Raw genomic sequence first — 12,968 nt, 5'->3', positions numbered from 1 at the left:
TCGCAGGCAATGATAGGTGACGACGTGACGACCTCTTCGCAGAGTGTGACAAAGGACGGTATCCGTCTGTACGAACCATCCGATTTCGCAGGTATGGAAAAGGCCGGGCGGCTGGCTGCAACGATCCTTGACGATATCGCGGAACATGTGTTCGTCGGTCAGACAACTGGTGTGATTGACCAACTGATCACCGATTGGGTCACGGCTGCTGGTGCGACCTCTGCCACCATCGGGTATCGCGGCTATCAGCACGCCAGCTGCATCAGCGTGAACCACGTGGTCTGCCACGGCATTCCCGGTGACAAGGTGCTCAAGGACGGCGATATCCTGAACATTGATGTGACCGTGATTGTCGACGGTTGGTTCGGTGACTGTTCGCGCATGTATTGGGCCGGCAAGATGAGCCGCAAGGCAGAACGTCTGGTGCAGGTGACGCACGATTGCCTGATGCTGGGGATCGAGGCAGCCAAGCCGGGCAACACATTTGGCGATATCGGCCACGCCATCCAGACCTATGCGGAAAAGCAGCGCATGTCCGTTGTGCGCGATTTTTGCGGTCACGGGTTGGGCCGGGTATTTCATGCGCCGCCCAACGTGCTGCACTACGGTCGTCCCGGAACGGGTGCCGTGCTGGAAGAAGGCATGTTTTTCACCATCGAGCCGATGATCAACCTCGGCCGACCGGAAACCAAGATCCTCGCGGATGACTGGACGGCCGTGACGCGCGACAAGTCCCTGTCGGCGCAGTTCGAACATTCCATCGGGATCACCGCGCAGGGGTGCGAGATTTTCACGCTGTCGCCTGCCGGACGGTTCCACCCGACGATGCCAGAGTGACCGAGGCCGGCGCGGGCCGCCGTCTGATCGGTGTCCTGAGTGTTGCAAATTTCGCCATCGGCATGGGTGCTTTTGTCCTGATCGGGATGCTGGTCCCTGTGGGCGACAGCTTTGGTATATCGCCGGGTCGCACCGGCTGGCTGATGACCACCTATGCCTTGTCCTATGCCGTGCTCTCGCCCTTGCTGGTGTCGGCCACGGGGCGCATCGGGCGCAGGCGCATTCTGACGATCGCAATGGCAATCTTTGCCCTGGCGCATGTGGCGTCGGCTGTCGCGCCGACCGAATTCACACTTCATCTCACGCGCATCATTGCGGCGGCGGGCGCGGGCATGTTCACCCCCGTCAGCGCATCGGTCGCGGCACGCCTGTCCACACCGCAAACCCAAGGCAAGACCCTGGCCTGGGTGGTGTTCGGTCTGACCTTGGCGCAGGTGCTGGGCGTGCCTGCCGGCAGTTTCATCGCCTATACCTTTGGCTGGCGCGCCGCGATGCTGATCGTTGCGGTGCTGGCGCTGGCGATGCTGCCGCTGCTGTGGCGGATCGTGCCGCGCGGATTGAATTTTCAGCCGGTTTCGCTGCGCGAGTTGGGTGCGATCCTGCGCAACGGACCGATGATGCTGGCGGTCACGTTTACCGCGACCTTTCTGGCGGCGGTCTATGTCGTCTATACCTATTTCGCCCCCCTGATGGAAAACGGGATGGGTTACGGGCGTGACGGGATCACGGCGCTGTTGCTGATGTTTGGTGTGGGCGCTGTGTTGGGCAACCTGATGGGCGGCTGGATGGCCGACCGCATCGGTCCGACGCGGACGCTGACGATCCTGTGTATCGCGCAGATTGCCCTGCTGCCGCTTTTCTCGCTCCTGCCTCTGCCGGGGATTGTGCTGGCGCTGCTGGTCGCTGTCTGGTCCGCAACGGGCTGGTCGTTCCTGGCGGGACAGCAGATGCGGATCATCGCTTTGCGAATTCAGGCGGCACCGGTTCTTCTCGCGCTCAATGCTGCGGCGATCTACATCGGGGCGGCATTGGGATCGGCCGTGGGGTCGGGGGCCATCGCGCTGGGCGGACTGATGGCGCTGGGGGTGACCGGCGGATTGCTGGGATTGCTGGCGCTGGGACATATCACCCTGTCACGGCGGATCAGCGGATAAATTTGCCCGATGCACTTGCGAACGGGTCGCATCTGACCCATATCAAATGCGTCACTAGCGGTGATATCCCCCCAAAATTGACATGAGGATGCACGCTATGCACCGTTCACTGCTTGCCGCTGTCGCGGCCTGTCTGACCTTGCCCACTGCTGCACTGACCCAAGAGGTCACGTTGCGTTTCCAGCATTTCGTCTCGCCTGCCTCGGCGAACCCGACCTATTTCATGCAGCCCTGGGCCGACGCGATCGAGGAACAATCGGGCGGGCGGATCAAGGTCGAACTTTATCCCTTCATGCAGTTGGGCGGGTCTGCCGCGTCGCAGTACGACCTGATCCGGGACGGTGCCATCGACGGTGGCTGGGTCATTCCTGGCTACGAGCCGGGCCGGTTCCCCGAGGCGGAGGCGCTGGAACTGCCGTTCATGACCAGCAAGCTGGGCGCAGAAGCGTCGCGTGCAGCATGGGATTTCACCCAAGACTATCTGATGGATGATTTCGACGATGTGCATGTGATCACCACCCACATGCATGGCCCCGGCATCATCCACCTGAAAGGTCCAGCGCCCGAAACGGTCGATGATCTGCGCGGCAAGGTCGTACGCGGCCCGTCGCGCCCTGCAACGCTGCTGCTGGAAAAGCTGGGGGCCACACCCGTCGGCATGCCTGTTCCCGCATTCCCCGAGGCGCTGTCGCGCGGTGTCGTGGATGGTGGTGTGATCACCTGGGAAATGTCGCCGTCGCTGAAACTGGATGAATTGACCGACAGCCACACCGATGTCGCAGGCGACCGCGCGCTGTATAACCTGTTTTTCGTCTGGGCGATGAACAAGGACGTCTATGCGGCACTACCCGATGACCTGAAGGCCGTCATCGACGCAAATTCCGGCAAGATGGCCGCCGAATGGGCGGGCGGTGCCCATGACACCGGCGATTCCGAAGGGCGTGACCTGATGGAGGACGGCGGAAACCAGATCGCTGTCTTGTCAGAGGTGGAAACCGACGCGATCAAAGCATTGGGCCAAGAAGTTCGTGCAGACTGGATCGCGGATATGGATGCACGTGGGCTGGATGGCACTGCCCTTGTTCAGGCGGCAGAGGCTGCTGTGGCTGCCAACCTGAACTGACCTCCACATCATGACTGCGCGCGCCCCGCTGACAGTCTTGGCGGGGCGCTAGTCCGTCAGGCCCAGGTCGCGCGCGACCTGCATCATGTCCGTTATGGGCTTGACGGCATAACCTGTGGCGCGGGCAGGACCACCATCGGCGACATAGGCATAGCAGCAGACATCCGCAGCCTGCGCCGCTTGCCAGCCCGCCGGCATGTCGTCGATGAATATCGTTCCGCCCTCATCTGTGCCCGCCACCTGCATTGCGTGATGCAGCATGGCCGGGTCAGGTTTCGGGCGATGGTCATGACCGGTGTAGATGCGCCCCCTGAAACGGTCCCACAGACCAGAAGGGGCAAGGCTGACCTCCATCTTGGACATCGGACCGTTCGAGGCCACGGCGGTTGCGATACCGGCGGCGTCCAGCAGGTCCAGCAGATCGACGATACCGGGAATGACGGGTGGGCCGTCCTGCAGTGCCGTCCGGATTTCGGCGTGGATCTCGTCCAGCCAGGTGTCGGGCAGTTGCGCGCCGCGCTGGATTGCCTCGCTTGCCGCACCGCGCATGGTGCCTCCGGCAAACAGGGCGTGCACCTCGGCCGGTGAAATATGCAGACCATAGCGTGCGAAACTGTCGGACATGATCCGATTGGTGGTGGGTTCGGTATCGACCAGCACCCCGTCGCAGTCGAAAATCACCAGATCGGTCATGGTGCCTCCAGCAGGGTGATCCATGTGCTGCCGTATTGGCGTTGGTCCAGCCGTTTGTACCCGCGCGGTGCCATCTGAGCGGTTGATTCCTCCCACACGATCAGGGCACCTGCGGCGATCCAGCCGCCCTCTTGGCTGGCCAGAATGGCCTGTAGTCCAAGGCCCTGACCGTAGGGCGGGTCGATGAAAATCAGGTTACATGCCGTGTGGGCCATCGGGATCGCCGTGGCATCTGCCTTGATGATCGCGGTGTCAGCGCGGCGTTTCAGCTTTGCAATGTTGGCCTGCAACAACCGCCCTGCCGCCGCACCATTATCGACAAAGGTTGCATGTTGCGCGCCGCGCGACAGCGCCTCTAGCCCCAGCGCACCGGTCCCGGCGAATAGATCCAGCACGCGCGCGCCGCGCACCGGGCTGCCAAAGCGGCCACCATCCAGCACGTTGAACAGGCTTTCGCGGACGCGGTCGGACGTGGGTCGCAGATGTGCCGCCGGATCGCCGCCACCGACGTCAGCCAGTTGGGTGCCACGGTGCAGACCAGCGACAATCCTCATGCGCGTAACAAAGCCTTAAGGTCGGTGTCCGCGTCAGTGACGACGGAAGGGGCAGGACTTTTGCCCGCCTCGATCAGGCGTTTGCCAACCATATAGGCGCGGGTGTCGGACAGGCTGTCGATCGCCAGCAGGGTTTCGCCACGGTAGTACCAATGCGACCGCGCGCCATCCACGTCGCGCACATGCAGATCGGTATAGCCAGTGTTCAGTCCCGCAATCTGGAGTTTCACATCGTATTGATCCGACCAGAACCACGGCTTGGGCGTATAGGTCACGGGACGGCCCAGCAGGTTGTGGGCCACGATTTCAGCCTGGTCGATGGCGTTGCCGACGCTTTCGATCCGCACGCGTCCATCGCCATAGGGGGCAGAGGCACAATCGCCGGCCGCCCAGATATGCGGGTCAGAGGTGCGCCCTTGGGCGTCAGTGGCAATCCCGTTGTCGATCACAAGGCCCGCGCCTTCGGCCAATGCGGTCGCAGGCGCAATGCCAACGCCTGCGATGGCGAAATCAATGTCCAGCGTTGTGCCATCAGACAGGGTCGCCCCGGTGACAACCTCGTCCCCGGTCAGCGCTGACAGCCCGACGCCCTCGCGGATATCGACGCCGTGTCTGCGATGGAGGTCGCGAAAGAAATCGGACGTTTCAGGTGCTGCGACCCGTTGCAGGATGCGATCCGCCGCTTCGACCAGCGTGACGCTGACGCCGCGCTTGGCGGCAACGGCTGCCGCCTCGAGCCCGATATAGCCGCCACCGACGATCAGCGCGCGCGCACCCGCGACAAAGGCGGGTTCCATCGCGTCCGCATCGTCCAGATCGCGCACGGCAAAGACATTGCTGAGCGTCCCACCGATGCTGGCGGGCAAGGTGCGGGGATGAGCACCGGTGGTCAGCACCAGATCGTCGTAGGCCAGCACCTCGCCGCCATCCAGCGTGACGGTTTTTGCTGCCTTGTCGATGCTGTCGGCGCGGCTGTTCAACCGTACGTCGACACCGTGTTCATCATACCAGGCGGCAGGGCGAAAATAGAGACGGCCCTCGGTCATCTCGCCCAGCAGATAGGCCTTGGACAATGGGGGGCGCTGATAGGGCAGGCGTGGTTCGGCACAGACAAGTGTGATCCGGTCATCCGATTTTTCGGCGACAAGCTTTGCAATCAACGCCGATGCGGCCTGACCGCCGCCGATGATGACAATTCTACGCATGCGTCCCGTCCTCTGGTTCTGCTGCGTCGCACCTTATATGTCTGAGGTACAGACGCAATTCGCAAGGAGCGATCATGACCATCACCACTGGCGACAGCCTGCCGAACGCAACCGTTCTGACCATGGGGCCGGACGGACCGACTGGCGTGGACATTCACGACAAGATCAAGGGCCGCAAGGTTGTCATCTTTGGTTTGCCGGGGGCCTATACGGGCACCTGCACAACGGCGCATGTGCCAAGTTTCATCCGCACCGCCCCGCAACTGCGTGACAAGGGCGTCGAGGAGATCATCTGCCTGTCGGTCAATGATCCATTCGTCATGCAGGCCTGGGGCGAAGCGACGGGTGCCATCGATGCGGGCATCACGATGCTGGGCGATGTCGAGGCGGCATTCACCAAGGCCATCGGCATGAATTTCACGGCCCCGCCTGTGGGTTTCATTGACCGGTCCAGGCGTTATGCGATGCTGGTCGATAACGGGGTCGTCACGATCCTGAACGAGGAACCCGGACCCGGTCAGTGCGATATTTCCGGCGGCGAAAACCTGCTGGACCAGATGGGCTGAATGCTACGTTTGCTGCGCCGGGTATGTCCCGGCGCAGGATCATGTCATTCCGCGTTTTGCATCACAAGCGTGCGGGTCGGGAATGGGATTTCGACGCCCGCCTTGTCCAGCGCCTCTTTGACCGCGCGGGTCATGTCGGCCTGATATTGGAAATATTCAGTGCGTTCGCACCAGACGCGCACCAGGAAATCGACGGAACTGGCGTTCATGTTGGTGACCTGAATAAAGGGTTCGGGATCTGACAGGGACCTGGGGTCGGCCATGATCGTGTCGATGATCGCCTTTTCTGCGACGGCCAGATCCGCGCCATAGGCGACACCGATCGTCCATTCGGCGCGTCGCTGCGGATAGACCGAATAGTTCGTGATGATGTTACCCCATACCTCGGAGTTGGGGACGATGATCTGCACGTTCCCGATGCTGGCCAGCTCGATGAAGTTGAGGTTGATGGATTTCACCGTGCCCATCTGCCCGCCGATATCGACGAAATCGCCCAGTTTGATCGGCCGAAAGAACACGATCATGACCCCGGCCGCGACATTCGACAGCGTGCCTTGGAGGGCCAGACCAATGGCCAGACCGGCCGCACCGATGACAGCTACGACACTGGTTGTCTGAACGCCGAACGTGTTGAGGACGAACAGCAGCGCAAAGCCGATGATGACATAGCGCACGATGTTGCTGAGAAAGGTGAACAGCGTTTCGTCAAGATGCGCGTTGCGCTGCCCCATGTTGGAAATACGGCGGCTGAGCCAGCCTGCGATCACAAAGCCGATCATCAGGATCAAGATGGCCGACAATACGTTTCCAAGGATCGACACGAGGAATTCGAGCGTCAACAAATCGGCGAGAGATTTGCCGTTCAGAATGGGGGTCGTCAAGAGATCGTTCATGCAGTCCTCGCCAGATCGTCCATGATTTTCGCCAATTTTGCGTCGAGCGGCGACAAACCATCTGCATCATGCGTCGTCAACGTCACCTGGACGGTTTTATAGACATTTGACCATTCGGGGTGGTGATTGAGTTTTTCGGCGTGGATCGCCGCTTGCGTCATCCATCCAAAGGCCTGAACGAAATTCTTGAACACGAATTCCTTGTGAATGGCGTCACGGTCGTCCTGAACGGTCCATCCATTCGCCAGCAGTGGCGCAAGGGCGTCATCACGGTCGCTGCCTGTCAGTTTGTCGGTCATTGTTGTTCCTCTCGGTTTTCGCGGCGGAAGGGGCCGTAGCTGGTCAGCACCTCTATTTCTTCGTCGACGGCGCGTTTCTCGGCTTGGACATAGCGGGCGATGGCGTCGCGGAAACCCGGATCACCGATCCAGTGCAGCGAATGGGTGGGGACTGGCAGATAACCCCGGGCAAGCTTGTGTTCGCCCTGCGCACCGGCCTCGACCCGTTCCATGCCCTGTGCGATGGCGAAATCGATGGCCTGATAATAGCATAGCTCGAAATGCAGGGCAGGGTGGTATTCGGTGCTGCCCCAATAGCGGCCGAACAGCGTATTGCGCCCTATGAAATTCAGCGCGCCCGCCACAGGGCGGTCCCCGTCCACCGCCAGCACCAGCAGCATGTCGTCGCGCAGGCTGTCCTGTGCGTGGTCAAAGAATGCCCGCGTCAGATAGGGCGTGCCCCATTTGCGGTTGCCGGTATCCTGATAGAACCGCCAGAAGGCGTCCCAATGGTGCGGCTGGATCGCGTCACCGGTCAGTTTCACGATCCGGCCACCAAAGCCTTGCGCAGTGGCGCGTTCCTTGCGGATGTTCTTGCGTTTGCGGCTGGACAGGTCGTTCAGAAAGGCATCGAAATCGGCATAACCATTGTTCACCCAATGAAATTGCTGGCCGATCCGGTGCAGCAGTCCCATTTCAGACCCTGCCAGCGCCTCGGCTTCGGTGCAGAATGTGGCGTGGACCGACGACAGATCGTTGTCGGCCGCGATCTGGACAGCCCCCTGGACAAGTGCGGCCATGCCCACAACCTCATGGCCTGGCCGGGTCAGGAAACGCCGCCCGGTGGCTGGCGTGAACGGCACGGCAATCTGCAATTTGGGGTAATAGGCACCACCTGCGTTTTCATACGCGTGGGCCCAGTTGTGATCAAAGATGTATTCGCCCTGTGAATGTCCCTTGGCGTAGAGAGGGCAGACCGCGATCACCTGACCTTCGGACTTGGCAACCAGATAACGCGGTTGCCAGCCGGATCGGCCGCCAACCGAACCTGAATCCTCCAGCGCGCGCAGGAACCGGTAGGTCGTAAACGGGTCAACGGGGCGGTCGCCACCGGGGGCGGCGCAGGCATCCCAGTCGGCGGCGTCTATGCCGTCCAGCGATGGCAGGGCGGTCAGTTCAATGGCGGGTTCTGTCATGGGGTGCAACGTGGGCGGCAGGCCCACGGCGTCAAGCCGGGTAGCCCTCGAATGTGATGTTGTCCGCGATTTTGCGGGCTTCTGCCTCTTGTTCGGGCGATTTGATGGTCCATGTCAGCACCTGCGCCCCGCGGGATTTGAGGTCTGCCACCTGTGGGTGATCCAGTTCCGTGCGGTCATGGCTGATGAAACTGGCCCCCACATGATCGTAGTCGGGAATGCCCGACAGCCGTTCCAGAGTTGGCTGCGGGATGGTGGGCCAGCCTGCGATGTCAAAGCCACCGGTCGTCAACCCACGCGGCACATCGGGAGCGACACGGGCCATTTCCGCAACATGGTGAGGATTGAACGACATGACGGCCACGTCGCCGGTGTAATGTTCCAGCAGCGCAGCGACGGCCCGGCCGATGGGTCCGGTATTGGGGCCCAGGCCGCCGTCCTGATCCTTGATTTCCAGCAGCAGCGGCACCCGGCCTGCCACAACCTCTAGCAGCTGTTGCAGCGTCGGGATCGTGCCGCCGTCGCCCATCAGCGGAATTTGGGCCAGCTGCGCGCTGCTGCGCTGTGCGATCGGCCCCATTTCGATCGTCATGCGCCGCAGGTCGTAGTCGTGAAACACGACAGGCACCCCGTCAGATGCGCATTGCAGATCGACCTCGATACCATAGCCTTCTTCCACAGCAGCAGCGACGGATGACAAGGCGTTTTCAGCGCGGCCTTTGCCTGCGTGATGATAGGCGCGGTGCGCGATGGGCCGCGCGAGAAAGGACGATGGCAGCATCACGCGATTTCAAAGATCGCTTCGATCTCGACCATGACTCCAAGGGGCAGTGACGCCGCAGAGACAGCCGACCGCGCGTGCCGTCCCTTGTCACCCAAGGCTGCGACCAGAAAATCAGAGGCACCGTTGATGACTTTTGGTTGGTCGGTAAATCCGCTGGTCGAATTGACGAACCCGGTCAGCTTGATCACGCGGACCAGCCGGTCGATGTCACCGTCGCATGCCGCCTTGAGCTGCGCCAAAAGGCTGATTGCACAGGCACGCGCCGCGGCGACACCATCCTCGACGGATGCTGTTTCACCCAGTTTGCCCAGCATGTTGCCCTGCGCCCCCTGGGAGATCTGGCCAGACACATAGACCATGTTGCCGGTGACGACATAGGGCACATAATTTGCCGCCGGGGGCGGAGCGTCCGGAAGGGTGACGTCCATCTGGGCCAGTTTTTCTTCGATCTTGCTCATGTGCGCGCGCTCCTGTCGGGTTTGGGCCGACGCTACGCGGGCAGGGCGCAAAGGGCAATCACGACTCGCGGAAGGCCCGGGCGAAATAGTCCGACAGCGGCTTGATCAGATAGGACAGCGGGGACCGTCCGGCGGTCCGCACGAAAACCTCGACCGGCATGCCGGGGATCAGTATCAGGTCAGGGGGCAGGCGGTCGATTTCACCGGGATTCAATTCAACCTCTGCGCGAAAAAATGGTATGCCTGATTGTGCATCCTCAAAGGCATCGGCGCTGATCTGGGTCACCTGTGCGGACAGTTCAGGCGTGCGGCGCTGGTCGAATGCGGGAAATCGCACCGTCGCCTGCTGGCCCGGAAACAGCTGTTCGACGTCCCCGACCCTTACCCGGATGGTGATGATGCGCGGTCGGTCCTGCGGCACCAGATACATCAGGGGATCTGCCGGCTGGACCACCGACCGGGGTGCATGGACACGCAGCCCATAGACCACGCCGGACACCGGCGCGCGGATTGCCAGACGGTCCACACGGTGTTGCAACAGCCTGCGGTGTTCGGCAAGGTCCAGCATGCTGGCGCGCAGATTGCGCAGGTTTGTGATCGCCTCTTCGCGGCGCGTCATGGTGAGGCCAGCAATCTGAATGTCGATTTCCGTCATCCGTTCGGCGGCCCGTGCGGTTTCGGCCATCACCTGCCCCAAGCGTCCTGCCAGTTCTGCCTGTTCGCGTTGCAGCGCCATGACCATGCTGGCCTGCGCCAATCCGCGATTCAGCAGCGATTGCTGGTCGGCCAAAGCACTGGCAATCAGGTCGCGCTGCGTGGTCAGCGCGGCCTGTTGCGCGTCCAGACCCAAAACCTGCGCTGCGATTTGTTGGCGTTGCCGGGTGAGTTGTGCGGTCTTGCTGCGGATTGTGTCGATCCTTGCCGCAAAGAGCCTGCGTTGTCCGTCGATGACATCTTGTGCCGCGCCGCCCGCCGATCGCAGGTCATGGGCAAACTGGACGGCGCTGTCGCCGTCGCGTTCCGCCACAAGCCGGGCCTGCTGCGCGCGCATGTCCAATATCTGCGCGTCGACCGCCGCCAGCGCGCCGGCCAACTCGTCATGGTCCAGCGCAATCAACAGATCACCAGCCTGAACCGCCTGGCCTTCGCCCACGAGGATACGGTCAACGATGCCGCCGTCGGGGTGCTGGACGATCTGCCTGCTGCGGTCGACCTCGACCTGTCCCGGACTGATGACCGCGCCGCTGATATTTGCCAGCACGGCCCATCCCCCCAGGCCGCACAGCAGCATCAACAAAGTCAAACCACCCGAGATCACCGGACCACGCGCGGACCAGCGGTCGGTGACGTGCCTGGTCATGGTATTCCGGCGGCCTTGGCCGGTAGGGGTTGGATGTCCCTTGCGTTGTGCAGCACCTTGCGCATCACGGAATCCTTGGGTCCGAACGCCCGGCATGTCCCGCCTTCGAGCACGAGCAACAGGTCGCATTCCCGGATTGCCGCCGGCCGGTGCGCCATGATGAAGACAGTCTTGCCGGCGGTCTTGGCTGTGCGAATGGCCATGTTCAGCGCGGCAGAACCGTCATCGTCAAGGTTGCTGTTGGGTTCGTCCAGAACCAGCAGGACCGGGTCGCCATACAGCGCGCGCGCCAGACCGATACGCTGGATTTGCCCCCCCGACAGGTTGCCCCCACCGGTCGCCACGCGCGTGTCGTAGCCACCCGGCAGGCGCAGGATCATGTCGTGGGCCCCCGCCTGCCTGGCGGCCGTGACGACTGCGGCATCGTCCGGCTGCATTGACATGCGGGCAATGTTGTCCCTGATGGTGCCTTCGCATAGTTGCACCTGCTGTGGCAGATACCCGATGTGCCGACCCAATACGTCGGGATCGTATTGGTCCAGTGCTGCGTCACCAAGCCGGATCGTTCCACCGGCTGGTCGCCAAACGCCGGTCAATGCGCGCGCCAGCGCCGATTTGCCTGCGCCTGACGCACCGATGACGCCGACGGCCTGGCCTGGTGCGACTGCGAAACTGACCATGCGCAACACCGCCTGATGCGCACCCGGCGGCACAACGGTGATCTGATCGACCAGCACATCTGCGCGGGGCGGTGGCAGGCACATGCGTCTGTGCGGCACTGGATTGACGCCCAGTAGGACCGACAGGTTTTGCCACGCCGCGCGTCCCTGTTGGAATACGGTCCACTGCGCAACGATCTGTTCGACAGGCAAGAGCGCGCGCGCCATCAGGATGGACCCCGCGATCATCCCACCAGGGGTCAGTTCACCGCGCAGCACAAGATATGCCCCCAGCCCCAGCATCGCCGATTGCAAGAACAGGCGAAGTGTCTTGATCAGGCCAGTACAGGTACTGCTGGTCTGTGCGGCAGTGAGGCCTGCATCCAGCGCCCGATCACGCGCGGCCTGCCACCGGGCGTAACTGTCGGCGCGCATGCCCATCGCCTGGATCACCTGGCTGGCGTTGTGGATGTATGCGCATTGGGTTTCTGCCTCTTGCCGTGCGGCCTGCGCTGTCGAAAGTGGTGCGCGCGTCACACAGCGGTTGATCACCGCCAAGACGATCAGAGCGGCGCATCCCGCCAGTGCAAGGCTGCCCAGCAGCGGGTGAAAGACGAATATCCCGAGGAAAAAGAGCGGCATCCACGGTAGGTCAAACGCCGACAGCAAGGCAGGAGAGGCGATCAACCTTTGCACGGCATCCAGGTCGCGCAGTCCTGCCTGTCCTTGAAGAGATGCCGGTTGTGACGCGTTCGCCTGCAAAACGGCGTCAAAGACCCGGCGATCGAGCCGGGTCTGAAAACGCGCGGCCAGACGCATCATGATCCAACCGCGCATCACATCGAGCAGCCCCATCATCGCATATAGGAATGCTACCAGGATCGTGAGTGCGACCAGGGTTTCCAGACTGCGCGACCCCAACACGCGGTCATAGACGTTCAGCATGTAGATCGGTCCGGCCAGCATCAGCATGTTCACGACCAGGCTGAAAAGCCCGACGACCCAGCACAGCGGCAAGCCTTCGCGGTAGACGGCTTGCAGTTCGGTGCGCCCGGCACGGCGCAATTGTTCAAAAGCCTGCATGTCAGCTTTCCTGTGGCAGATCCTGTTTCGACCTGTCCGGGTTCACGTCATTCAGGATTCACGAGGCCGCGATGCAGAGGTGACATCGGCCTCGATGATCCGAACCGAGCTTGTGCCAAGTCGGG

General features: G+C 62.1%; 14 protein-coding genes. 4 read left to right on the top strand and 10 right to left on the bottom strand.

Going from position 1 to position 12,968, the window contains the following annotated elements:
* Nucleotides 1–24: 24 nt before the first annotated feature.
* The 3 genes from map (at nucleotide 25) to LGQ03_RS06190 (ending at nucleotide 3,114) form a co-directional block, all read left to right on the top strand.
* Nucleotides 25–837: a type I methionyl aminopeptidase gene (gene map / locus LGQ03_RS06200; protein WP_371260151.1), complete on the top strand. Its 813-nt coding sequence runs from the start codon at nucleotides 25–27 to the stop codon at nucleotides 835–837.
* Nucleotides 834–1,991, top strand: coding sequence for an MFS transporter (locus tag LGQ03_RS06195; protein WP_056036517.1), 1,158 nt, complete (start codon nucleotides 834–836; stop codon nucleotides 1,989–1,991). Before map ends, LGQ03_RS06195 begins: the two co-directional genes overlap by 4 nt.
* 97 nt (nucleotides 1,992–2,088) lie before the next feature.
* Nucleotides 2,089–3,114: a TRAP transporter substrate-binding protein gene (locus tag LGQ03_RS06190; RefSeq protein ID WP_226747695.1), complete on the top strand. Its 1,026-nt coding sequence runs from the start codon at nucleotides 2,089–2,091 to the stop codon at nucleotides 3,112–3,114.
* A 48-nt stretch (nucleotides 3,115–3,162) separates the two neighbouring features.
* Here LGQ03_RS06190 and LGQ03_RS06185 read toward each other — a convergent pair whose 3' ends face one another.
* From LGQ03_RS06185 to LGQ03_RS06175, 3 genes are read right to left on the bottom strand one after another with little or no spacing between them, the layout of a single operon-like run.
* On the bottom strand, nucleotides 3,163–3,807 hold the full coding sequence (locus tag LGQ03_RS06185; RefSeq protein ID WP_226747694.1) for an HAD family hydrolase: 645 nt from the start codon (nucleotides 3,805–3,807) through the stop codon (nucleotides 3,163–3,165).
* Nucleotides 3,804–4,361 carry a 16S rRNA (guanine(966)-N(2))-methyltransferase RsmD gene (gene rsmD, locus LGQ03_RS06180; protein ID WP_226747693.1) on the bottom strand — a complete coding sequence of 186 codons (558 nt, stop codon included), beginning with the start codon at nucleotides 4,359–4,361 and terminating at the stop codon, nucleotides 3,804–3,806. The genes LGQ03_RS06185 and rsmD overlap by 4 nt, the downstream gene beginning before the upstream one ends.
* On the bottom strand, nucleotides 4,358–5,566 hold the full coding sequence (locus LGQ03_RS06175) for an NAD(P)/FAD-dependent oxidoreductase (protein WP_226747692.1): 1,209 nt from the start codon (nucleotides 5,564–5,566) through the stop codon (nucleotides 4,358–4,360). Before LGQ03_RS06175 ends, rsmD begins: the two co-directional genes overlap by 4 nt.
* A 74-nt stretch (nucleotides 5,567–5,640) precedes the next feature.
* Between LGQ03_RS06175 and LGQ03_RS06170 the strand changes: the two genes are divergently transcribed.
* Nucleotides 5,641–6,132, top strand: a complete 492-nt coding sequence (locus tag LGQ03_RS06170) for a peroxiredoxin (RefSeq protein WP_090160870.1) — start codon at nucleotides 5,641–5,643, stop codon at nucleotides 6,130–6,132.
* 44 nt (nucleotides 6,133–6,176) lie between these two features.
* Here LGQ03_RS06170 and LGQ03_RS06165 read toward each other — a convergent pair whose 3' ends face one another.
* The 7 genes from LGQ03_RS06165 to LGQ03_RS06135 are packed head-to-tail and all read right to left on the bottom strand — an operon-like array spanning nucleotide 6,177 to nucleotide 12,843.
* Nucleotides 6,177–7,025, bottom strand: coding sequence for a mechanosensitive ion channel family protein (locus LGQ03_RS06165; protein WP_226747691.1), 849 nt, complete (start codon nucleotides 7,023–7,025; stop codon nucleotides 6,177–6,179).
* Entirely contained in the window at nucleotides 7,022–7,324 is a 303-nt protein-coding gene (locus LGQ03_RS06160) for a 4a-hydroxytetrahydrobiopterin dehydratase (protein WP_226747690.1), read from the bottom strand. Before LGQ03_RS06160 ends, LGQ03_RS06165 begins: the two co-directional genes overlap by 4 nt.
* Nucleotides 7,321–8,499 carry a GNAT family N-acetyltransferase gene (locus LGQ03_RS06155; protein WP_226747689.1) on the bottom strand — a complete coding sequence of 393 codons (1,179 nt, stop codon included), beginning with the start codon at nucleotides 8,497–8,499 and terminating at the stop codon, nucleotides 7,321–7,323. Before LGQ03_RS06155 ends, LGQ03_RS06160 begins: the two co-directional genes overlap by 4 nt.
* 31 nt (nucleotides 8,500–8,530) lie before the next feature.
* Nucleotides 8,531–9,280, bottom strand: coding sequence for a glycerophosphodiester phosphodiesterase family protein (locus tag LGQ03_RS06150; RefSeq protein WP_226747688.1), 750 nt, complete (start codon nucleotides 9,278–9,280; stop codon nucleotides 8,531–8,533).
* Nucleotides 9,280–9,741 carry a RidA family protein gene (locus LGQ03_RS06145; RefSeq protein WP_226747687.1) on the bottom strand — a complete coding sequence of 154 codons (462 nt, stop codon included), beginning with the start codon at nucleotides 9,739–9,741 and terminating at the stop codon, nucleotides 9,280–9,282. Before LGQ03_RS06145 ends, LGQ03_RS06150 begins: the two co-directional genes overlap by 1 nt.
* A gap of 58 nt (nucleotides 9,742–9,799) precedes the next feature.
* A complete protein-coding gene (locus tag LGQ03_RS06140) occupies nucleotides 9,800–11,101 on the bottom strand; it encodes an HlyD family type I secretion periplasmic adaptor subunit (RefSeq protein ID WP_226747686.1) in 1,302 nt (433 codons plus the stop codon).
* The gene (locus LGQ03_RS06135) at nucleotides 11,098–12,843 is read right to left on the bottom strand and encodes a type I secretion system permease/ATPase (RefSeq protein ID WP_226747685.1); all 1,746 of its coding nucleotides are present in this window, start codon (nucleotides 12,841–12,843) and stop codon (nucleotides 11,098–11,100) included. The genes LGQ03_RS06140 and LGQ03_RS06135 overlap by 4 nt, the downstream gene beginning before the upstream one ends.
* Between the last annotated feature and the right edge of the window lie 125 nt (nucleotides 12,844–12,968).

It is taken from the genome of Loktanella gaetbuli, assembly GCF_020531945.1.
Taxonomy (GTDB): Bacteria; Pseudomonadota; Alphaproteobacteria; order Rhodobacterales; family Rhodobacteraceae; genus Loktanella; species Loktanella gaetbuli.
Note: the sequence above shows the minus strand (reverse complement) of the source record. Positions and strands in the feature narration are given on the sequence as shown.

Bases quoted from the DNA above. Each gene is read 5' to 3' on its own strand.
- LGQ03_RS06190 (WP_226747695.1), top strand. From the start codon at position 2,089: ATGCACCGTTCACTGCTTGCCGCTGTCGCGGCCTGTCTGACCTTGCCC.
- LGQ03_RS06185 (WP_226747694.1), bottom strand. From the start codon at position 3,807: ATGACCGATCTGGTGATTTTCGACTGCGACGGGGTGCTGGTCGATACC.
- rsmD (WP_226747693.1), bottom strand. From the start codon at position 4,361: ATGAGGATTGTCGCTGGTCTGCACCGTGGCACCCAACTGGCTGACGTC.
- LGQ03_RS06175 (WP_226747692.1), bottom strand. From the start codon at position 5,566: ATGCGTAGAATTGTCATCATCGGCGGCGGTCAGGCCGCATCGGCGTTG.
- LGQ03_RS06170 (WP_090160870.1), top strand. From the start codon at position 5,641: ATGACCATCACCACTGGCGACAGCCTGCCGAACGCAACCGTTCTGACC.
- LGQ03_RS06165 (WP_226747691.1), bottom strand. From the start codon at position 7,025: ATGAACGATCTCTTGACGACCCCCATTCTGAACGGCAAATCTCTCGCC.
- LGQ03_RS06160 (WP_226747690.1), bottom strand. From the start codon at position 7,324: ATGACCGACAAACTGACAGGCAGCGACCGTGATGACGCCCTTGCGCCA.
- LGQ03_RS06155 (WP_226747689.1), bottom strand. From the start codon at position 8,499: ATGACAGAACCCGCCATTGAACTGACCGCCCTGCCATCGCTGGACGGC.
- LGQ03_RS06150 (WP_226747688.1), bottom strand. From the start codon at position 9,280: ATGCTGCCATCGTCCTTTCTCGCGCGGCCCATCGCGCACCGCGCCTAT.
- LGQ03_RS06145 (WP_226747687.1), bottom strand. From the start codon at position 9,741: ATGAGCAAGATCGAAGAAAAACTGGCCCAGATGGACGTCACCCTTCCG.
- LGQ03_RS06140 (WP_226747686.1), bottom strand. From the start codon at position 11,101: ATGACCAGGCACGTCACCGACCGCTGGTCCGCGCGTGGTCCGGTGATC.
- LGQ03_RS06135 (WP_226747685.1), bottom strand. From the start codon at position 12,843: ATGCAGGCTTTTGAACAATTGCGCCGTGCCGGGCGCACCGAACTGCAA.